Genomic DNA, 20,675 nt, shown 5'->3' with positions numbered 1-20,675 from the left:
CGTCGCGGGAGGGGGCGGCGTGCGGACGACGGGAGCGGGTGTCCTGACGGGGGAGCTGGAGGTCCGCACGGACTGGTCCGACGGCCTGGCGTACGTGACCGTCCGCCAGGGGGCCGGCTCCCCCTGGCAGACGGTGGCGGGAAGTCCCGTCCCGTGCCCGAACGGATACGCCAGCAGGCGCCTGCACGACACCGTCCTCGACTCCGTCCGCGGCCCGGGCACCACGACCCTGGCGGGCGGGCGGCCGCACGCTGACGCCGGCCGGTTCCGGGGCCGCGCCACCGCCCGGCCCGTCCTGAGCGAAACCTGACAAAACGCGGCGGAACGTCAGCGAGCCTCTTACCCGCTCCGCCCGGCGCCGCGCCAGGATGGGGCCCCGCGGGCCCGTCGCCCGCGCGGGTGATGGAAAGGGGAACGTATTGATCACCACGGACGTCCAGTACCGCGGGACCACCGTCCTGGTCAGCGCCGGCGGAGAGCTCGACGAAGAGTCGGGCGCGGCCCTGCGGCAGGCGCTGGAGCACGTCACCCCCGGCGAGCGGGTCCTCATGGTCGATCTGCACGGAGTCCCGCTCATGACCGCGCGCGGCCTGCTCCACCTGCTGGACCTGCACCGGCGCGCGGAGGACCGGGGCCTGCGGGTCCTGGTCGTCGGCTGGCAGCCGCAGCCGCGTGAGCTGATGGCCCGGATCGCGGGCCTGCCCGGTCCCGCGTCGGCCACCGCCGACCGGTACGCGACGCCGGGCTTCCGCCGGCTGCTCGCGGAACGCGCGCAGCGCGCGCACGAGTTGACGGAGTCCGGTTCGGGCCGGGTGCCGGCCGGCGGGTGAGCCGTCGCCCGCCGCCTCCCGCACCTGCCGGGAGGGGCGGCGGGCCGCCGTTCGCATCGTGACCGCAGTGCCGTCCACATGGTGGGCGCCGTAGTGGCGGATCTTGCCACTTCCCCGGCGAAACAGCAGGTCAGAGCCCTCCACACGCGGCGTCAGGTGGCGCAATACTGCGGCAACACCACCCGGAGGGCTCTCCCGGTACGTTCCTTGCCATGCCAGCCGAACCCGCCCCCGCCGCCCGCCCGGTCGCCGCCGCGCGCCGCCGACGGCTGCGTGCGGACCAGGCCCGGCAGCTCGCCGACCTGCTGCGCCACCAGATCCTGGCGGGCGGCTTCCCCGGCGGGGTGCTGCCCCTGGAGGACGTCATCGCCGCCGACTACCGGGCCAGCCGCAACACCGTCCGGCAGGCCCTGGACCTGCTGCGCGGCGAACAGCTCGTCGACCGGCAGCCCGGCGTCGGCACGGTGGTGGTGTGCGAGAAGTACCCGCACGGGCTGGACCGCCTCCAGGGCCTGGCCGAGACCCTGCACGAGCACGGCCGGGTCACCAACGAGGTCCGTACCGTCGGGCCCGTGACCGCCCCCGGCCCGGTGGCCCACCGGCTGGGCCTGCCCGAGCACACCGACGTGCTCTGTATCGAGCGGCTGCGCCGGCTGAACGGGCTGCCGCTGTCCCTGGACCTGTCCTACCTGCCCATGGACGTGGGCGGTGAACTGCTCGGCTGCGACCTGGAGAACACGGACGTGTTCCGGCTCCTGGAGGCGCTGACCGGGGGTCCGCTGGGCCATGCGGAGATCACCCTGGAGGCCGTCAACGCCGACGCGCACTCCGCCGCCGTGCTCCAGGCTCCGCGCGGGGCCGCCGTGCTGATGCTGGAGAGGCTGACGTGCCTGCCCGACGGGCGGCCGGTGGACCTGGAGTTCATCCGCTTCCGCGGCGACCGCATCACCATGAGCGGCGTACTGCGCCGCTCCCTCTGAGCCCCTCCCCCTCTTCCTGTCCCTCCCCCCTCCCGCCCTCCCCCGTTGCCCCGCCCTCGCGGGTCCTTTGGAGAAGTCATGCCCCTCGTCCCCCAGCGCGCCGACGTGCCCGTGACCATCGACGAGTCCAAGTGCATCGACGGCTGCACGCTCTGCGTCGACATGTGTCCGCTCGACTCGCTCGCGATCCGCGCGGACAACGGCAAGGCGTACATGCACGTGGACGAGTGCTGGTACTGCGGCCCGTGCGCCGCACGCTGTCCCACCGGTGCGGTGACCGTCAACATGCCCTACCTGCTCCGATGAAAGGCCCCGCCCCGATGAGCCGCAGATGCGTCAGTCCCGCCGTCCCGCTCGCCCTGCTCCTCCCCCTGGCCGCCGCCTGCGGCGGCGGTGACGGCGGTGGTGACGGCAAGGCGGGCGGCAGCCCGTCGAAGACGGTCACCGTGACCGTCGGCTACCAGTCCAAGACCATCAACACGGTCACCGCGGGCACCCTGCTGCGCTCCCTCGGCTACTTCGAGGAGGAGCTCGCGGCGCGCGGCGAGAAGGAGGGGGTGACGTACAAGGTCGACTGGCAGGACTACGCGACGGGCGCCCCCATCACCGCGCAGATGACGGCGGGCAAGATCGACATCGGTTCGATGGGCGACTTCCCGCTGCTCCTCAACGCCGCCCGGGGCAAGGAGCTGAAGCAGCCGACCTCGCTGGTCTCCGTCACCGGCTACAACCTGCGCGGCGGCCTCAACACCGTGGTGACCGCCCCGGACTCGAAGCTGGAGTCGCTGGCCGACCTGCGCGGCAAGAAGGTGTCCACGAGCGTGGGCTCGGCCGCCGACGGGACCCTCGTCCGGGCCCTCCAGCGCGCCGGGATCGACCCCGTCAAGGGCATCCGGAAGCTCAACCAGCAGCCCAGCGTGGGTGCTTCGGCCCTCCAGGCCGGCAGTGCGGACGCGCTCTCCCAGTTCGTGGCCTGGCCCGGCCAGCTGGCCTTCGAGGGCCGGGCGAAGGCCCTGTACGACGGGGCCGAGCTGAACCTGCCGACCTTCCACGGGGTCACCGTCCGGCAGAAGTTCGCCGGTGAACGGCCCGGCGTGATCGACGACTTCCTCAAGGCGCAGCGCCGGGCCACCGACCACCTGCGCCGGCAGCCGGTGGCGGCCGCCGAGTCGGTGGCCAAGGAGACCGGGCTGCCGGCCGAGGTCGTCTACCTCTACAACGGCGCGAACGGCATCGCCACCTTCGATCCGGAGCTGCGCCCCGAGCTGATCGCCGCGCTGAAGGAGGACGTGCCGGTGCTGAAGGACGCCGGGCTGGTGGGCGACGTCGACGTCGACGCCTTCGTCGACCCGGCGCCGCTGAAGCGGGCCGTACAGGAGGCGGCGTACCCGGGCGCGGGCACCGCCAGGTCCGAGCTGTGGCTCAAGGGCCAGGCCACCACCGCCTCCTTCGACAGCCCCAAGGAGCTGCTGAGGGCCGCCCGGGGAGCGGACGTGCGGGCCGCGTACGTACCGGACGCGGTGACCGGCACCCTCTGGTTCGCCGACAAGGCGGTGTGGGTCGCGGACGGCGCCGAGCTGCGGGCCTTCGTCACCCCGGCCGGCGCGAAGGGGTACGTCGGGCAGCACCCGGGCGCCCGCGTCATCGGCTACGAGGACGCCGTGGGCCTGGCCTCATGAGCGCGGGCCGCCGGCTGCTGCGGGCCGCCTCGCTCGCCGCGGCCCTCGGACTGTGGCAGCTGCTGACCTCGCTGGACGTGAACCTGTGGCTGCGGTTCGAGCAGTTCCCGACGGTCGGCGAGGTGGCCTCCGCCTTCGCCGACCGGGTCGGCACGGGACCGTACTGGCAGGACCTGGGCCACAGCCTGCGCCGGATCGGGGTGGGCTTCGCACTGGCCGCCGTGCTGGGGGTGGCGGTCGGCACGGCCGTCGCCCGCTCCCGTTGGGCGGCCGACCTGCTGGGCCCGCTGGTGGAGGTGGTGCGCCCGGTGCCCGCCATCGCCCTGGTGCCGGTCGCCATCCTGCTGCTGCCGACCAACGAGCAGGGCATCGTGTTCATCACCTTCGCCGCCGCCGTCTTCCCGGTGGCCGTCTCGACCCGGCACGCGGTCCGGGCCCTCACCCCCGTCTGGGAGGAGGCCGTGCTCACCATGGGCGGCGGGCGGGCGCGGGTGCTCCTCTCGGTGGTGCTGCCCGGCGCCCTGCCGGGCATCTTCGGGGGCCTGTCGGTGGGCATCGGCGTCTCGTGGATCTGCGTGATCTCCGCGGAGATGATCTCCGGCGAGTACGGGGTGGGCTACCGCACCTGGCAGGACTACACGGTCGTCGACTACCCCGGCGTGTTCGTCGGCATGACCACCATCGGCGCCCTCGGCTGGCTCACCTCCACGGCCGTGGAGCTGCTCGGCCGCCGCGCCACCGCCTGGCTGCCCCGCCCGGCCGTACGCCCCGCCGGCCGGGCGGCAGCGCCCCGTACCGCCGTTCCCCGGAAGGAGCCGGTCGCATGAGCACCACCACCCTGCCCGCCGCCCCGCCCGCCCCGGCCGGAACCGAGCTCGTCCTGGAGGACGTACGGCTCGGCCACCCGGGCGGCGCGGTCCTGCCGGGCACCGTCACCCTGCGGATCGCCCCCGGCGAGCTGCTGACGGTGGTCGGGCCCTCCGGCTGCGGGAAGTCCACGCTGCTGCGCACCCTCGCCGGACTGCTGCCCCCGCTCGGCGGCCGGGTCACCCAGGGCGGCGAGCCCGTGACCCGGCCCGCCTCGGACCGGGCGCTCGTCTTCCAGCACGACGCGCTGCTGCCCTGGCGCAGCGTACGCGCCAACGTGGAACTGCCCCTGGCCATCCGGCGGGTCCCCCGTGCCGAGCGGCGCCGGTCGGCGGCCGACTGGCTGGAGCGGGTCGGGCTGGCCGAGCACGCCCACAAGCTGCCGCACCAGCTCTCCGGCGGGCAGCGGCAGCGCGTCCAGCTGGCCCGCGCGCTGGCCGGCCGGCCCCGGGCGGTCCTGATGGACGAACCCTTCGGCGCGCTGGACGCCCGCACCCGCGCCGAGATGCAGGACCTGCTGGTGGACATCCTCGCGGGTACCGGCGCGACCGTCGTCTTCGTCACCCACGACGTGGACGAGGCGCTGTACCTCGGCGACCGGGTCGCGCTGCCGGGCTCCGGAGCGGTCCTGGACGTCGCGCACCCGCGCCGCCGCGACGCGCAGCACGCGCCGGGCACGGCCGAACTGCGCCGCCGCATCCTCGAATCCCTCTGAAAGGCACCCCGTGAACACCCTGGTGGACGCCCCCCCGGCCATCCCCGCCCTCGCCGTCCCCGCCCTCGCCGACGCGACCGAGCTGTCCTGCGACGTCCTCGTGATCGGCGGCGGTACCGCCGGCACGATGGCCGCGCTGACCGCGGCCGGGCGCGGTGCGGACGTACTGCTGCTGGAGAAGGCGCACGTACGGCATTCCGGCGCCCTCGCCATGGGCATGGACGGGGTCAACAACGCCGTGATCCCGGGCCGGGCCGAACCCGACGACTACGTCGCCGAGATCACCCGCGCCAACGACGGGATCGTCGACCAGTCCACCGTCCGGCAGACCGCCACCCGCGGCTTCGACATGGTGCGGCGGCTGGAGTCGTACGGGGTGAAGTTCGAGAAGGACGAGCACGGCGAGTACGCGGTCCGCCAGGTGCACCGGTCCGGCTCCTACGTACTGCCGATGCCGGAGGGCAAGGACGTCAAGAAGGTCCTCTACCGGCAGCTGCGGCGCCGTGAGATGCGGGAGCGGATCCGGATCGAGAACCGGGTGATGCCGGTCCGGGTGCTCACCCACCCGGAGGACGGCCGGGCCGTCGGCGCGGCCGGGTTCGACACCCGCACCGGCGCGTTCGTCACCGTGCGGGCGGGCGCGGTGATCCTCGCCACCGGGGCCTGCGGCAGGCTCGGCCTGCCCGCCTCCGGCTACCTGTACGGGACGTACGAGAACCCCACGAACGCGGGCGACGGCTACGCCATGGCCTACCACGCGGGGGCCGCCCTGACCGGGATCGAGTGCTTCCAGATCAACCCGCTGATCAAGGACTACAACGGGCCCGCCTGCGCGTACGTGGCGAACCCGTTCGGCGGCTACCAGGTCAACCGGCACGGCGAGCGGTTCGTGGAGTCGGACTACTGGTCGGGGCAGATGATGTCCGAGTTCGCGGCCGAACTCGCCTCCGACCGGGGCCCGGTGTACCTCAAGCTCAGCCATCTGCCGGAGGAGACCGTCTCCGCCGTCGAGTCGATCCTGCACAGCACGGAGCGGCCCACCCGCGGCACCTTCCACGGGGGCCGCGGCCACGACTACCGCACCCACGACATCGAGATGCACATCTCGGAGATCGGGCTGTGCGGCGGGCACTCCGCCTCGGGCGTACGGGTCGACGCGCACGCCCGCACCACCGTGCCCCGGCTGTACGCGGCCGGCGACCTGGCCTGCGTACCGCACAACTACATGATCGGCGCGTTCGTCTACGGGGACCTGGCCGGCGAGGACGCGTCACGGTACCGGGCGTACCGGGGGGAGCTGCCGCAGGACCAGGTCGCCGCCGCCCACGAGCTGGTCTACCGGCCGCTGCGCAACCCGGACGGGCCGCCGCAGCCGCAGGTGGAGTACAAGCTGCGGCGGTTCGTCAACGACTACGTGGCACCGCCGAAGTCGGGGGCGAAGCTGTCCCTCGCCGTGGAGGCCTTCACCCGGATGTCGGGGGAGATCGCCGGGATGGGGGCGCGCACCGCGCACGAGCTGATGCGGTGCGCCGAGGTGTCCTTCATCCGGGACTGCGCGGAGATGGCCGCCCGGGCCTCGCTGGCCCGCACCGAGTCCCGCTGGGGCCTCTACCACGAGCGGATGGACCACCCGGAGCAGGACGACGCCGGCTGGCTGCACCACCTCGACCTGCGGAAGTCGGCCTCCGGGGCGATGGAGTTCACCGCGCGGCCGGTCGAGCCGTACACGGTTGCGGTCCCGGAGTTCACACCGGTGGCGGGGCCGGAGCGGTGGCTGGGCGAGGTCGAGCTGGTCCCGGTGGCGACGGCCGGGCCGCGGGAAGCCGCTCCGGCTGCGCGTCCGGGGACCACGGCCGGGGGGCCGGCCCCGGCTCCGGCCGCGCCGTCGGACGCCGGCCCCGGTGCCGGGGGCGTCCCCGCGCCCAGCCCCGCGCTGCTGCGCCTGCTCGCCCTGGCCGAGGAGTCCCCCGGGCTGGAGGCGCTGCGCCCCTTCCTGGCGGACGCCGATCCCGGGGTGCGGGCGGCGGCCGTGGCCGTCCTCGGGGAGACCGTGCCGGACGGCGCCGGGCCCGCGCTGGCCGAGCGCCTGCGGGACCCCGCGCCGGGGGTCCGGGGCGCCGCCGCGGCCGCGCTGCGCGAGCTCGTCGAGGTGCTGCCCGCCGAGCCGGGGCTCGGGGCCGGGCTGCGGACGGCCCTGGAGGTCGCCGACCCGGCCGTCCGGGCCGCCGCACTGGAGGTCCTGCGGGCGCTGCGGCTGGGCGACGCCGGGGTGTACGCCCGGGCGTACGGCGCCGCCCTCGCGGATACCGACATCGAGGTCCGCGTCACCGCCGTCCGGGCACTGGTCGCGGTGGACGCCGTCCCGGAGCTGGCGGCGGCCGCCGCCGACCCCGCCCGCGAGGTCCGGGTCGCGGTGGCCCGGGGCCTCGCGGCCGTCCACGACCCGGCCCCGGCGCCGCTCGGCCCGCTGCTCGACGACGCCGACCCGCTGGTCCGGGGCGCGGCCCTGGCGGCGCTGGCCGCCACCGGCTGCCCGCCGGGGTACGCCGCGCTGGCCGGGGCGGCCCTCGGTGACCCGGCGTGGCAGGTGCGGGCCGGGGCCGCGACGGCCCTGCGGGCGGCCGCGCCGGACCGGGCCGTGCCCGCCCTGACGAAGGCCCTGGCCGACGCCAACGCGGACGTCCGCAAGGCAGCCGTGCTGTCCCTGCTCCGCCACCGGGACGACGCCGGCGCCCGTACCGCGCTGGCCGCGGCCACGGCCGACCCCGACGCGGACGTACGCGCGTACGCCGCCCGCGCGGGGTCCTGACGGCCGACGGGCGGGGGCCGGGGTCCGGTGCCAGGCTGGGGAGTCATCGGACCCCGTGAAAGGCCGGCACCATGATCACCACGGACTACGTCCCCGGCTCCCCCTGCTGGCTCGACCTCGGCACCCCCGACGTCCCGTCCGCCGCGGCCTTCTACGGTGCCGTGTTCGGGTGGTCGTACGAGTCCATGGGCGGCATGGAGGGCGGGATGTTCCGCAGGGACGGGAAGACCGTCGCCGGGCTCGGCAAGCTCACCGAGCAGGGCGCGCGCTCGGCGTGGATGATCTACTACGGCGTCGCCGACGCGGACGCCGCCACCCGGGCCGTGGAGGCCGCGGGCGGTACGGTCAGGGTGGCTCCGATGGCCCTGGACGACGCGGGGCGGATGGCACAGTACAGCGACCCCCAGGGCGGCCAGTTCGCCGTCTGGGAGCCGGGTACGGACAAGGGCGCCGAGCTGGTCGACGAGCCGGGCTCGCTGTGCTGGACCGAGCTGTTCACGAGCGACGCCGAGGCCGCGCGGGAGTTCTACGGCGGCGTCCTCGGCTGGCGGTTCAGCGACATGGAGCTGCCGGGCGGCGGGGGCACGTACTGGCTGATCACCCCGGCGGGCCTTCCGGAGGAGCGGATGCACGGCGGGCTCATGCGCCTCGACGAGGAACACCTCGGCCTCACGCAGGGGCGGCCGTACTGGCACCCCGTGTTCGCCGTCGCCGACTGCGACGCGGCCGTGGCGGCGGTCACCGGGAACGGCGGCAACACGCAGACGGGCCCGCAGGACGTGGAGGGCATCGGCCGCCTCGCCGTCTGCCTCGACCCGTGGAACGCCGACTTCGTGGTCCTCACCCCGGCGGGCGCCGAAGGCTGAGGGACCGGAGAACCGTGCGGGACCGGGGCACCGCCCTGCCCTGCCCGTGCTGCGGCCCATGAGTGGGGCGACGTGACCGCCGGGGCGGCCCGCCGCGGCCGGGGCCGTGGGCCTGCCGTAGGAGGCGGGGGGATCCCGGCGCCGTTCGGGTCAGTGCCGGGCCGCGCCTGCCCGGTGCACCGGGCCGCGCTGCGCATGCTGGGCGCGGGGCCGTCGCGTACCCGGCCCTCCCCCCCAGCGACAAGGAGTACGGGATGTCCTCGGACGTGGTGGAACGCTTCCTGGCCGCTCTCGACCCGGCCCACCGGGAGTCCGTGGGCGGGCTGCCGCGCGCGGAGCAGGAGCGGCTCGCCGAGGAGTGGGAGCGGGAACTGGAGCGGGACACCGACCTCGACACGCTGGACGAGCTCTCGCCGCCGGCCGCCGAGCACGAGGCGGCCCGCAGGGTGGTGGAGCGGCCCGCGGAATAGCGGGCGGGGCGGCGGAACCCTCCCCGCATCGAAAATGGGGTGATATGCGCGCATACATCCCATCCGGGCCGGGTATCACGCCAGCCCGAACCCACCTAGGTCCCGTAGCGGTACGGGACGGCTCCTGGAGGCCTGATGACCTGGGCATCGTGGACCACCCGCGGCGTCTTCGCCGGACGCGGCGGCGTGCGGACCGCAGAGTCGGTCCTCCTCACCGGTGAGCTCGACGTCCACACGACCTGGACCGAGGCCGACCGCCTCGCCCACGTCGCCGTGCAGCACAGCGGCGCGACGGAGTGGCTCACCCTGGCGGGCAGCCCCGCCCCGTGCGCGAGCGAGGAGGCCAGCCGCGCCCTGCACGACGCCGTGCTGCTGGCCGTACGCGAGGGGGGCGCGGCCACTCTCCCGCATCCCGGCCTCACCGCCCCCACGGGCTGAGCCGGCCCACCGGACCGGGTGCGCGGCGCACGGCGTGAGCGGCTCAGAGCCGGACGCCGTCGCCCCGGACGACGTCCGGGACGTCCTGGCCCCAGCCGGCCCGCACCACGGAGCCGCCGTCCGGCCAGTCGGGCAGTCAGGTCGCGAAGCCGCCGGGCCAGTCGGGCGACGAGGCCGCCGGGCTGGCGGTCCGCACCGGAGTCCTCGTCGACCACACGCGATCGGCGACTGCGCCGAGTCCCTGGACGGCGGCGCTCAGGGCCCCGCCGCCGGCCCGGGCCCCACCGGGCGGGTGCCCTCCGGCGGGTTCACCTCCGCGTGGAACCAGGCGGAGGCCCTGGCAGCGCTGCTCACCGGCGGCCGGAACCGGCACTGCGGGGGCCATGGCGTACTGCGGCTGAAGGTTGCGGAGCTGGACCTGATGCGGGTCGGCACGACGGCCGGTGCCGACGAGACCGTCGTCCTCGGGGACGCCGCGGCGGGCCGGTACGCCCGCCTGTCGCTGCGCTCCGGACGGCTGACCGGCGCGGTGCTGGCCGGGCTGAGGGGCCGGAGCGTTTGCCAGCCGCTACGGGCGGCAGGAGACTGGTGGTATCAGCGTGGCCCCGCCGCGGGAATCAGGGCTGGTCGGCGCCAACGCCTCTCCTCCCCTGGCCAGTTGACAGTCAAGGGGCCCCTCTGGTTACCGGTATCTCAAATCCTGCGGCGAAAACGATGAACCGTCAACCGTTGGTCCTCTCGCTCAGGAGGTACCCCATGAGTAGGACCCGCCCCATCAACTGCATCATCCCGCCGTACATCCTCGAAAGGCTCATGGAGAGCGAAGACGGTGCTGTGCGGCAGGCCGCTCTGGACACCCTGCTGACCACCGCCCGCCTGCGGGGCATGCGTGCCGTCCGCTCGGCGCTCTCGGGCCTGTCCGTCGCGCCCGGCAACGGCCGGCGCACCATCTTCGACTGCGAGCAGAGCGAAGACCTCTCCGACGCGGTCACGGCCAGGTCGGAGGACGGACCGGAGTCCCCGGACCAGGCCGTCAACCAGGCGTTCGACTCGCTCGGCCTGACCCGTGATTTCTACAAGGAAGTGTTCCAGCGCAATTCGATCGACGACCGCGGAATGCCCCTGCACGCGTTCATCCACTTCGGCAGGAAGATCAACAACGCGTTCTGGGACGGACAGCAGATGCTCTTCGGCGACGGAGACGGAGTGGAGTTCAGCGCCCTCACCGGATCCCTCGACGTGGCCGGACACGAGTTGGCGCACGGAGTCACCGAACACACCTCGAACTTCGAGTACCACAACCAGTCCGGAGCCCTGAACGAGTCGATGTCGGACGTCTTCGGGTCGCTCGTCAAGCAGTGGTCGCTGAAGCAGACCGCCGAGGAGGCGGACTGGCTGATCGGCCCTGACATCTGGACGCCGGGGATCGAGGGCGACGCCCTGAGGTCGATGAAGGCACCGGGGACGGCGTACAACAACCCGCTGGTCGGCAAGGACCCCCAGCCGGACCGGATGAGCAAGTTCGTCCACCTGCCCGACACCCCGAGAGGGGACAACGGCGGGGTGCACTTCAACTCCGGCATTCCGAACAAGGCGTTCTACCTGGCGGCCATCGGCATCGGCGGATTCGCCTGGGAGATCACGGGCAAGATCTGGTACGAGGCCCTCAAGGCGTCCGGCTCGCGGGACAAGTTCCAGGACTTCGCGGACACCACCTTCCAGAAGGCCGGCCAGCTGTTCGGCGTCGGCGGCCCCGAGCAGGCGGCCGTGCTGGCGGCGTGGCAAGGGGTGGAGATCCAGATCAGCGGAGTCCCGGCCGGAATCACCCGGACGCGGGCCTTCACCACCAACGGGCACGGCGGCGCGGGCCGGGAGGCCGACCTCACGGCCCTGACCCGGCAGATCACCGCGCTCAGCGACAAGGTGACGGGGCTGGCCAAGGAAGTGGCCACCCTGAAGGTCTCCAGGTGAACACCGGGAACGGCAGGCCGGAAGGCCGGGCACGATGAAGGTGACCCTGGAGTCGTACGGCGGGCTGGCGGCGGCCAACCTCCGCCGTCCGCCGGATGTGCTGGACTCGGCAGCCCTTCCCGAGGGCGCCGCGGCCGAGCTGGAACGGCTGGTGGCAGCGGCCGTGGCGGCGCCGGCACCGGACGCTTCCGGACGCGCCAGGGACGCGACGGGCTACGCGATCACGGTGGAGGACGGCGGCCGCTCGACGGTCCTCGAACAGTCGGACGGCGCCAAGTCCCCCGCCTTCGCGGCCCTCGTCGCCTGGCTCAGGGAGCACCTGCCGCAGGCGTGACTCCGCCGGCGTCCCGCTCGAAGGTCCGGAGCAGGTCCGCCGCGACGCCGACCGCGATGACGGCGGGCTCCTTGCCGGTGATCTCGGTCAGGCCGATCGGGGTCTTGATCCGGTCGATGGCGGCCGTGTCGTGGCCCCCTTCGGTCGCCAGGCGCCGGCGGAACCGCGCCCATTTCGCGGCCGAGCCGATCAGTCCGATCGAGCCGAGACCGGGGGTGCGCAGGGCGGCGTCGCACAGGGCGGCGTCCTCCGCGTGGTCGTGCGTCATGATCAGGACGTGCGTGCCGGGCGCCAGCTCCCCGAGCACCTCCTCCGGCAGCAGCGGCACGTGGTGCACGTGGACCTGCGCGACCGCGTCCGCGAGCACCGCGAGCCGTTCGTCTGCGAGTTGGCCGGGACGGGTGTCGATCAGGTGCAGATCGAGGTCGTGCCGGGCCAGGATCCGGGCCAGCTCCATGCCGACGTGCCCGACGCCGAAGACCGCCACCGCCGGGACCACCGGCAGCGGTTCGAGCAGTACGCTGACCGCCCCGCCGCAGCACTGGACGCCGTGCGGGCCGGTGACCTTGTCGTTGAGGGCGAAATCCATCAGCTCGGGCTCCGGATCCGGTGTACCGATGACCTCGCGGGCCCGGTCGATCGCGACGGCCTCGATGTTGCCGCCGCCGATCGAGCCCCAGGTCCCGGTCCGTCCCACGACGAGTTTGGCGCCGGCCCTGCGGGGCGCGTGGCCGCGCACGGCCGCGACGGTCACGAGCGCGCCGGGTTCCCGGCGGGCCCGCAACCGCGCGACCGCGGCCACCCAGGTCATGTCAGACATTGCTCAGAACGCTCGTGTCGGCCGGGATCCCGCTGCCACCGCGCGCGTCGCCGCGACGGGCGGACTCGATCGCCCAGTACACCGCCTCCGGCGTCGCGGGCGAGGCGAGTTCCACGCTGGCTCCGGCGGGCCCGAAGGCCGCGGCGGCCTGCCGCAGCGCCTCCCGTACCGAGAAGGCCAGCATCAGCGGAGGTTCACCGACGGCCTTGGAGCCGTAGACCGCTCCCTCCTCGGTGGCGTTCTTCAGCAGGGTGACGTTGAACTCCTCGGGCATCTCCGAGAAGCTCGGCAGCTTGTAGGTGCTCGCCGCCTGGGTCAGCAGCCGGCCGCGGCCGGGCCCGTCGCCGGTGTCCCAGCGCATGTCCTCCAGGGTCAGCCAGCCCGCGCCCTGGACGAAGCCGCCCTCCACCTGGCCGATGTCGATCATCGGGGACAGGCTGTCGCCGACGTCGTGCACGATGTCCACCCGCCGGATGCGGTAGGCGCCGGTGAAGCCGTCCACCTCCACCTCGGCCGCGGCGGCACCGTGGGAGAAGTACTTGAACGGCGAACCGCGGAAGGACTTCGCGTCCCAGTGCAGGCCCTCGGTCCGGTAGAAGCCGGCCGCGGACAGCTGGACCCGCTGGAAGTACGCGGCGCGCACCAGGTCGTCCCAGGCCAGCTCCTTGTCACCGCCGACGACGCGTGCGACGCCCTCGACGATGCGCACGTCCGAGGCGTTCGCGCCGAGCTGGGTGGCGGCGACCTGGAGCAGCCGCTCGCGCAGCTGCTCGCAGGCGTTCTTCACGGCCGCGCCGTTGAGGTCGGCCCCGGCGCTGGCCGCGGTGGCGGAGGTGTTGGGCACCTTGTCGGTCCGCGTCGGCGCGAGGCGCACCTTGTGCAGCGGGATGCCGAGGGAGGTCGCGGCCACCTGGAGCATCTTGGTGTGCAGGCCCTGGCCCATCTCGGTGCCGCCGTGGTTGATCAGGACCGAGCCGTCCTTGTAGATCAGCACCAGTGCGCCGCCCTGGTTGAAGGCGGTGAGGTTGAACGAGATGCCGAACTTGACGCCGGTGAGCGCCAGGGCCCGCTTGGTGTTCGGGTGCGCGGCGTTGAAGGCCGCGATCTCCCGTTCGCGGTCGGCCAGGCGGCCGTTCTCCTTGACCTGCTCCCAGACCGCGGAGATCCGTTCGGGCTGGATCACCTGCTGCCCGTACGGGGTGGACTGGCCCGGACGGTAGAAGTTCCGTTCGCGCAGCTCCTTGGGGTCGAGGCCGAGCAGCGGGGCGCAGCGGCCCATGATGTCCTCGATCACCAGCATGCCCTGCGGTCCGCCGAAGCCCCGGAAGGCGGTGTTGGAGACCTTGTTGGTCCTGGCGATGCGGCCGCGGACGTGCGCGTTGGGGATCCAGTAGGTGTTGTCGATGTGGCACAGCGCGCGGGCCACGACCGGTTCGGACAGGTCCAGGCTCCAGCCGCCGTCCGCCGTCAGGGTGGCGTCCAGGGCCTGGATGCGGCCCTCGGCGTCGAAGCCGATCTTCCACTCGGCGTGGAACCCGTGGCGCTTGCCCGACATGGTCAGGTCCTGGGTCCGGTTGAGGCGAAGCCGCACCGGCCGGCCGGTCAGCTTGGCGCCGAGCGCGGCGACGGCCGCGAACCCGTGGGGCTGCATCTCCTTGCCGCCGAAGCCGCCGCCCATCCGCAGGCACTGCACGGTCACTTCGTGGCTGTGCAGGCCGAGTACGTGGGCGACGATCTCCTGCGTCTCCGAGGGGTGCTGGGTGCTGCTCTGGACGAAGACCTGCTCGGCCTCGTCGACATGGGCGAGTGCGGCGTGGGTCTCCAGGTAGAAGTGCTCCTGGTCGGAGAAGCGGAACTCGCCGGTGAAGACGTGCGCGGAGTCGGCGAAACCCGCTTCGACGTCGCCGGTCAGCATCTCGGGCCGGGCGCCGTGGAAGCTGCCGGCCGCGATCGCCTCCTCCAGGGTGACCACGGAGGGCTGCTCGTCGAGTTCCACCTCGACGGCCGCCGCCCCGAGCCGGGCCGCTTCCAGGGTCTCGCCGAGCACCCAGGCCACGGCGTGGCCGTGGAACATGACCTCGTCGGGGAAGAGCGGCTCGTCGTGCTTCATGCCGGCGTCGTTGACGCCGGGTACGTCGGCCCCGGTCAGTACGCGGACCACGCCGGGGACGGCGAGCGCGGGCCCGGTGCGCAGGGCGGTGATCCTGCCGCGGGCCTTCATGACCTGGACCGGGTGGGCGTGCAACACGTCCTTGGTGCGGTGGACCAGGTCGTCGGTGTAGAGCGCGGCGCCGGTGACGTGCAGGCCGGCGCTCTCGTGCGGCAGCGGGAGGCCGACCGCGGGCTTCTCGGGGCGTTCGGACAGTTGGCTCATGACGACACCGCCTCGGTGGTCTGTGCGTACAGCTTCAGCAGGCTCTGGCCGAGCATCGCGGAGCGGTACTCGGCGCTGGCACGGTGGTCGTCCATCGGGGTGCCCTGGGCCCGCAGGATCCCGGCGGCGGCCTCGACGGTCTCCGCCGACCAGGGCCGGCCCTCCAGGGCCGCCTCGGTGGCGAGGGCGCGGATCGGGGTGGCGGCCACGCCGCCCAGGCCGATGCGCGCCTTGCGGACGACGCCGTCCTCGATGTCGAGCGCGAAGGCGACGGCCACGCTGGAGATGTCGTCGAAGCGCCGCTTGGCGATCTTGTGGAAGGCGGTGACCGGGGACAGGGGCAGCGGGACGCGCACCGCACGGATCAGCTCGCCGGGCCGGCGGACGCTCTGCCGGTAGCCGGTGAAGTAGTCGGCGAGGGGGACCTCGCGCTCGCCGTCGGCGTCGGCGAGGAGCACCGAGGCCTCCAGTGCGAGCAGCACCGGCGGGCTGTCGCCGATGGGCGAGCCGGTGCCCAGGTTGCCGCCGAGGGTGGCGCTGTTGCGGATGAGGCGGGAGGCGAACTGCGGGAACAGTTCCGCGAGCAGCGGGACGGCTCCGTCGAGGCGGCGTTCGATCTCGGTGAGCGTCTGGGCCGCGCCGATCACGATGGAGTCGGATCCGACGCGCAGTTCCCGCAGTTCGGGGAGCCGGTCGACGGCGACGACGCAATCGGCGCGGCGGGCGCGGATGTTCACCTCCACGCCCCAGTCGGTGCTGCCGGCGACCACGACCGCGTCGGGCCGGTCGCGCAGCAGCCGCAGGGTCTCGGCGAGGGTGCCCGGCCGCAGGAACGCGCTGTCGTCCCGGAGGTATTCGGTGGCGGCCGGGGCGGGCGGGGACTGCTCGCGGCGCAGGGCCAGCGGGTCGTCCTCGGCGGGGGTGCCGACCGCGTAGGCGGCGTCCCGGATGGGCCGGTAGCCGGTACAGCGGCACAGGTTGCCGCTGAGGGAGTGCAGGTCGAAGCCGTTCGGGCCGTGCTCGGAGTCGGTGTCGCCGGCCGGCTCCGGGTGCGCGCAGCGGCCGGGCCGGTAGTACTCGGCGGCCATGCTGCAGATGAACCCCGGTGTGCAGTAGCCGCATTGGGAGCCGCCGCGGACGGCCATCTCCTCCTGGACGGGGTGCAGCGCGGGCGGGGTGCCGGGGGCTCCGGCGGTGGCGAGGCCTTCGGAGGTGACGACCTCCTGCCCGTCGAGTGCCGCGACCGGGACCAGGCAGGCGTTGACCGCCACCCAGTCGGTGGGCCTGTCCACGCCGGGGCGTGCCACGAGGACGGAGCAGGCGCCGCATTCGCCCTCGGCGCAGCCCTCCTTGGTGCCGGTGAGGCCGCGCTCGCGCAGGAAGTCGAGCACCGTGGTGTGGGGCGTCGCGGGCGCGATCGGGGTTTCTTTCCCGTTGACCGTGATCCGTGCCGCTACCACGGCCGGTCCTCGCTTCGGTGCGCGGTGGAGCTGATTGTCCTAGTCGCCATTTCAGGAGCCTTCTGTTTCGGTGGCGCGGCCGGAGAACCCGGAGAGCGCACATGGGCACGCGACGGCGCGCCTCAGGCGGTGACAGAAAATCGAAAAAGGAGCCGGGGCCGCAATCGGGCACGCCGGAAGGAGGGGCTGTTCAGCAGCCGTGTGCTACACGGCCCGGGGCCCAGGCGACCTGGTGAGCGAGGCGAAGCAGTGCGGAGATGGTCGACATCCGATTTCGCCTCCTTGCGTCCACTCACGAGCCGGTCCGGCAGAAGCTACGTGGCCGCAGGTCCATCGGTCAAGCCGCCGTGTACGGACCCGCGCCGGCCCTTCCCGGCGTCCGCCGGACGGGTCAGTCGGAGGGGTCAGTCGGCCAGTTGGGCGATCCAGCCGTACGGGAGTTCCTCGCCGTCCACGGTGACGGCCTCGACGGCCCGGCTCTCGGGGTCGATCTCGGCCTGGACCCCGTCGCCCTCGTAGCGGGGGTAGCCGGAGACGCCGGTGGCGCCGGTGGCCTCGACCCGGGCGGTGCGCAGGACCGCGTCGTGGCCCTTGGCGTCCTGGGCGCCGGGCGGGCCGGGGCGGAGGACGACGGTGTACCGGTCGGGGGCGGGGCGGGCGGCGGGAGTCATGGGGTCAGGCTAGTGACCGGTCCCGCCCCAGGGTCAGAGGCGCGGCCGGGGGGCCGGTCTCCGGTGTCGGGGGCGGCGTCAGGGGGGCTGCGTCGGGGTCCGGCGTCGGGGGTCCGGTGTCGGGGGCCGGGGGCCTCACCGGAGGGCGCGCAGCGGAAAAAGTTTTCCACCGGCACCTATCGAATGGCCGTTCGCTGGGAATGCTGCGGGTAATCTCCCGCCCCGGCCCGGCGTTCCGTCCCAGCGTCCCGCCCTGGCGGGCCTTCCGTTCTGAGACCTCGGGAGGCACCACGCCATGCAGTCAGCCCCCACGAAGCCCTCGGCCCCCAGCCGCCGCGATCTCCTCGCCGGCCTCGGCCTGGCCGCCGCCGCCCCGCTCGTCCTCGGCGCCGCACCCCGCCGCGCACACCGCGACCAGCCCTCCCGTCCGTCCGTCCAGGGCGGCCGGACGGTCCTGCTGCGCGGGGCCGCGCTGGTGCTCACCATGGACCCCGCCCTCGGCAGCGGCCCCCTCGGCGCCGTCGAGAACGCCGACGTGCTGATGCGGGACGGCGCGATCGCCGCCGTCGGCCCGGCTCTGCGGACACCGGCCGGCACCTGGGTGGTGGAGACCCCGGGGAAGCTGGTGATGCCCGGGTTCGTCGACACCCACAACCACCTCTGGCAGGCGGCGATCCGGGGCGGGTGCACCGACCGGGACTTATTCGGCTGGTTCCGGGGGTGTACCGACCCCCAGCGCGGCCGCCTGACGCCGGCTGCCCTCCACAGCATCGTGCGGCTCGCCGCCCTGGACGCCGTCCAGTCGGGCGTGACGACGCTGGTGGACTGGGTGGACATCTTCTCGTACGACCTGATCGAGAGCTACGTACGCGCCCTCGCGGGCACCGGTCTGCGGTTCACGTACGCCATGTACCCGCCGGCGCCGGACGCGGTGCTGCTCACGAAGGTGAAGAGGGAGCTCGTCGACCCGGTGCCGCTCGGTTCCTTCCAGGTCGCCACGCACGCGGCGCGGGCCGTCGAGTCCCACAACCGCGCCCACTGGGAGGCCGCCCAGGAGCTGGGGGTCATGCTCAACTCCCATGTCCTGGAACGGCCCGAGCAGCGCGCCGACGACCCCGTCGGGGTCCTCACCGACATCGGCGCGATGGGGCCGCGACTGATGATCAACCACGCGGTCCACCTGACGGACGCGGAGATCGCCGCCGTCGCCGAGCACGACGTCCGCGCGGCACACTGTCCGCTCAGCAACATGCGGCTGGCCTCCGGCATCATGCGTCTGTCCGACCTGGCGAGCCGGGGCGTCAAGGTCGGACTCGGCCTGGACGGCGGGACCAACGACAGTTCGGACTTCCACGCGCTGATGAAGGCGGCCGTCGGCCTGCAACGCGTCCGTGCCACGCGGGCCGACGTCTTCCCGCAGGTGCCCGACGTGCTGCGGATGGCCACGCTGGGCGGCGCCGAGGTCCTCGGCGTCTCGGACCGGGTCGGCTCCCTGACCCCGGGCAAACGGGCCGACGTCCTGGTCGTCGACCCGGCCGCGCTGAACTTCGCCCCGCGCTTCGACTGGGTCGGGCAGATCGTCTTCAACGGGCGGCCCGAGAACGTCGACGCCGTGTTCGTGGACGGGCGCGCGCTGAAGCTCGGCGGCCGACTGGTCGACGTCGACACGCAGCGCGTCGTACGGGAGGCCGAGGCGGCCGCCACCCGCCTGCGCACGGCCTGACAGGCGGGCGGACGCCCCCGGCACCCCGGCACCCCGGCCGGGCACCCCCGCCCCCGGCAGTCGTCCCGGCATCCCCGGCGGCCCTCAAGTGGGCGGGGATGCCGGGACGTTGTCCGCCCCGAGACCGATGGAATCGGTTCGTCCGCAACCCTTGACGGGTTTTCACGGCCCTCACATACTGGCGGCCAAATCGATTTGGCCACATCGATTTGGCTCCCCCTCGGAGCCGGATCGCGGCCAACGCCGGAGCGAGCCGAACGGAGCTCGAACGTGTCCAGTCCCAGCACTCTCCCCCACCCCGTGGACCAGTCCCGCCCACTGAGCCGGATCCTCCTGTTCGGTGTCCAGCACGTCCTCGTCATGGCGGCCACCCCCGTCTCGGCGATCTTCCTGATGAGCGCGACCCTCCACCTCGATCCCGGACTCACCGTGAACCTGCTCTCGGCGGCCTTCGTGCTCTCCGGAATCGGTTCGCTGATCCAGTCGCTGGGCCCCTGGAAGTTCGGGCCCCGGCTGCCGTTCGTCATGCTGCCCGGCGGAGCCCCGCTGATCCTCTTCCTGGCCATAGCCGAGGAGCACGGCGTACGCACCGCCACCGGAGCGGTGATCATCAGCGCGGCCTTCTACTTCGTCGTGCTGCCGGTCTTCTCCCGCCTGCTGAGGTTCTTCCCCACCCTGGTCATCGGCACGATGATCGTCATCGTCGGGGTCAACCTGGTGAAGGTCGGCGCGCTGCTCGTCACCGGACGTCCCGGACAGCCCGGCTTCGCCGACCCCGCCGACCTGGCACTCGGACTGGCGACGATCGGCTTCACCGTCGCCCTCTACTGGCTGTTCAGCGGCGTACTGCGGCAACTCGCGGTGATGCTGGGCCTGATCGCCGGCAGCGTGCTGGCCTTCGCCCTCGGACGGCTCGACTTCGGCGGGATCACCGACGGCGGGGTCCTGAGCGCCCCGCAGCTCATGCCGTTCGGCACGCCCGAGTTCCACCTCGTCGCCGCGCTGCCCCTGATGCTGTACGGCCTGGCCTCCATGGCCGAGGCCACCGGGCAGACCGTCATCAACGCCGAGACCGTCGGCAAGGAGATCGACAAGCGCACGCACGTGCCCAGGACCATCCGCGGTGACGCCCTCGTCTCGCTCCTCGCCGGCTTCCTCGGGCTGCCGTTGATGGTGACCAGCGGCGAGAACATCGGCATCGTCCGGGTCACCGGCGTGCGCAGCCGGTTCGTCACCGCGGCCGCCGGCGTGGTGCTCGTCGCCATCGGCTTCCTCGCCCCGGTCATCCGCGCCATCAGCGCCATCCCGTCCGCCGTCGTCGGGGGAACCGCCATGGTGGTCTTCGCGGTCGTCACCGTGCTCGGCGTCCAGATGCTCGGCAAGGCCGGACTCGACCGGCATTCCAACGCGTTCGTCTGCGCCGTCGCCCTCGCCCTCGGCCTGCTGCCGATCCTCGTCCCCGGCGTCTACGCGGGCCTGCCGTCCGGTGCGCGGATCCTGCTCGAAAGCGGCGTCGCCGTGGGCGCGTTCACCGCCGCCTTCCTCAACGTCCTCTTCCACCACCTGAGGCCCCGGCTGTCCGCCGGACGCGCCGCACGGCCCGCCCACTCCCCCGTCGACGCGGGCGGCCCCCGCCCCCTGCCCCATGCGTGACCCGTACGCGAAGGA

The 20,675-nt window shown here is 73.6% G+C and carries 19 protein-coding genes; 15 read left to right on the top strand and 4 right to left on the bottom strand.

Annotated elements, in window-relative coordinates; all coding sequences use genetic code 11:
* Positions 1 to 19: 19 nt before the first annotated feature.
* From ACZ518_RS30785 to ACZ518_RS30725, 13 genes are all read left to right on the top strand, one after another.
* Complete coding sequence (locus ACZ518_RS30785; RefSeq protein ID WP_469116300.1) at positions 20 to 310, top strand: hypothetical protein; 291 nt, start codon at positions 20 to 22, stop codon at positions 308 to 310.
* Between the two features lie 109 nt (positions 311 to 419).
* Positions 420 to 830: an STAS domain-containing protein gene (locus tag ACZ518_RS30780; protein WP_469116299.1), complete on the top strand. Its 411-nt coding sequence runs from the start codon at positions 420 to 422 to the stop codon at positions 828 to 830.
* A gap of 212 nt (positions 831 to 1,042) precedes the next feature.
* Complete coding sequence (locus ACZ518_RS30775; RefSeq protein ID WP_469116298.1) at positions 1,043 to 1,810, top strand: GntR family transcriptional regulator; 768 nt, start codon at positions 1,043 to 1,045, stop codon at positions 1,808 to 1,810.
* Positions 1,811 to 1,888: 78 nt separating this feature from the next.
* On the top strand, positions 1,889 to 2,116 hold the full coding sequence (locus ACZ518_RS30770) for a 4Fe-4S dicluster domain-containing protein (protein WP_384532328.1): 228 nt from the start codon (positions 1,889 to 1,891) through the stop codon (positions 2,114 to 2,116).
* Between the two features lie 14 nt (positions 2,117 to 2,130).
* Positions 2,131 to 3,489 carry an ABC transporter substrate-binding protein gene (locus tag ACZ518_RS30765; RefSeq protein ID WP_469116297.1) on the top strand — a complete coding sequence of 453 codons (1,359 nt, stop codon included), beginning with the start codon at positions 2,131 to 2,133 and terminating at the stop codon, positions 3,487 to 3,489.
* Positions 3,486 to 4,316 carry an ABC transporter permease gene (locus ACZ518_RS30760; protein WP_469116296.1) on the top strand — a complete coding sequence of 277 codons (831 nt, stop codon included), beginning with the start codon at positions 3,486 to 3,488 and terminating at the stop codon, positions 4,314 to 4,316. The genes ACZ518_RS30765 and ACZ518_RS30760 overlap by 4 nt, the downstream gene beginning before the upstream one ends.
* Positions 4,313 to 5,071, top strand: coding sequence for an ABC transporter ATP-binding protein (locus tag ACZ518_RS30755; protein ID WP_469116295.1), 759 nt, complete (start codon positions 4,313 to 4,315; stop codon positions 5,069 to 5,071). Before ACZ518_RS30760 ends, ACZ518_RS30755 begins: the two co-directional genes overlap by 4 nt.
* Positions 5,072 to 5,081: 10 nt before the next feature.
* Complete coding sequence (locus ACZ518_RS30750) at positions 5,082 to 7,880, top strand: fumarate reductase/succinate dehydrogenase flavoprotein subunit (RefSeq protein WP_469116294.1); 2,799 nt, start codon at positions 5,082 to 5,084, stop codon at positions 7,878 to 7,880.
* 71 nt (positions 7,881 to 7,951) lie between these two features.
* Positions 7,952 to 8,746 (top strand): VOC family protein, encoded by a 795-nt coding sequence (locus tag ACZ518_RS30745; protein WP_469116293.1) that lies wholly within the window; start codon positions 7,952 to 7,954, stop codon positions 8,744 to 8,746.
* 254 nt (positions 8,747 to 9,000) lie between these two features.
* Complete coding sequence (locus tag ACZ518_RS30740; RefSeq protein WP_469116292.1) at positions 9,001 to 9,216, top strand: hypothetical protein; 216 nt, start codon at positions 9,001 to 9,003, stop codon at positions 9,214 to 9,216.
* A 135-nt stretch (positions 9,217 to 9,351) separates the two neighbouring features.
* Positions 9,352 to 9,654 (top strand): hypothetical protein, encoded by a 303-nt coding sequence (locus ACZ518_RS30735; RefSeq protein ID WP_469116291.1) that lies wholly within the window; start codon positions 9,352 to 9,354, stop codon positions 9,652 to 9,654.
* 756 nt (positions 9,655 to 10,410) lie between these two features.
* Positions 10,411 to 11,625, top strand: a complete 1,215-nt coding sequence (locus tag ACZ518_RS30730; protein WP_469116290.1) for a M4 family metallopeptidase — start codon at positions 10,411 to 10,413, stop codon at positions 11,623 to 11,625.
* Positions 11,626 to 11,659: 34 nt separating this feature from the next.
* On the top strand, positions 11,660 to 11,959 hold the full coding sequence (locus ACZ518_RS30725) for a protealysin inhibitor emfourin (RefSeq protein ID WP_469116289.1): 300 nt from the start codon (positions 11,660 to 11,662) through the stop codon (positions 11,957 to 11,959).
* On the opposite strand, the gene xdhC is transcribed toward ACZ518_RS30725, so the two are convergent.
* The 4 genes from xdhC to ACZ518_RS30705 all read right to left on the bottom strand — a co-directional run bounded on the left by xdhC (position 11,934) and on the right by ACZ518_RS30705 (position 17,284).
* Positions 11,934 to 12,770 carry a xanthine dehydrogenase accessory protein XdhC gene (gene xdhC / locus ACZ518_RS30720; protein ID WP_469116433.1) on the bottom strand — a complete coding sequence of 279 codons (837 nt, stop codon included), beginning with the start codon at positions 12,768 to 12,770 and terminating at the stop codon, positions 11,934 to 11,936. The genes ACZ518_RS30725 and xdhC overlap by 26 nt on opposite strands.
* 1 nt (position 12,771) lies before the next feature.
* Positions 12,772 to 15,153, bottom strand: a complete 2,382-nt coding sequence (gene xdhB, locus ACZ518_RS30715; RefSeq protein WP_469116288.1) for a xanthine dehydrogenase molybdopterin binding subunit — start codon at positions 15,151 to 15,153, stop codon at positions 12,772 to 12,774.
* Positions 15,150 to 16,613, bottom strand: a complete 1,464-nt coding sequence (locus ACZ518_RS30710) for a xanthine dehydrogenase small subunit (RefSeq protein ID WP_469116287.1) — start codon at positions 16,611 to 16,613, stop codon at positions 15,150 to 15,152. Before ACZ518_RS30710 ends, xdhB begins: the two co-directional genes overlap by 4 nt.
* 404 nt (positions 16,614 to 17,017) lie before the next feature.
* On the bottom strand, positions 17,018 to 17,284 hold the full coding sequence (locus ACZ518_RS30705; protein WP_469116286.1) for a hypothetical protein: 267 nt from the start codon (positions 17,282 to 17,284) through the stop codon (positions 17,018 to 17,020).
* Positions 17,285 to 17,579: 295 nt separating this feature from the next.
* Here ACZ518_RS30705 and ACZ518_RS30700 point away from each other — a divergent pair, with 295 nt between their 5' ends.
* Positions 17,580 to 19,007 (top strand): amidohydrolase family protein, encoded by a 1,428-nt coding sequence (locus ACZ518_RS30700; protein ID WP_469116285.1) that lies wholly within the window; start codon positions 17,580 to 17,582, stop codon positions 19,005 to 19,007.
* A 270-nt stretch (positions 19,008 to 19,277) separates the two neighbouring features.
* The gene (locus ACZ518_RS30695) at positions 19,278 to 20,660 is read left to right on the top strand and encodes a uracil-xanthine permease family protein (RefSeq protein WP_469116284.1); all 1,383 of its coding nucleotides are present in this window, start codon (positions 19,278 to 19,280) and stop codon (positions 20,658 to 20,660) included.
* Positions 20,661 to 20,675: the final 15 nt, after the last annotated feature.

The sequence above is a fragment of the Streptomyces sp. NPDC033966 genome (assembly GCF_055575955.1).
This window is presented reverse-complemented; position numbering and strand designations above follow the sequence as displayed.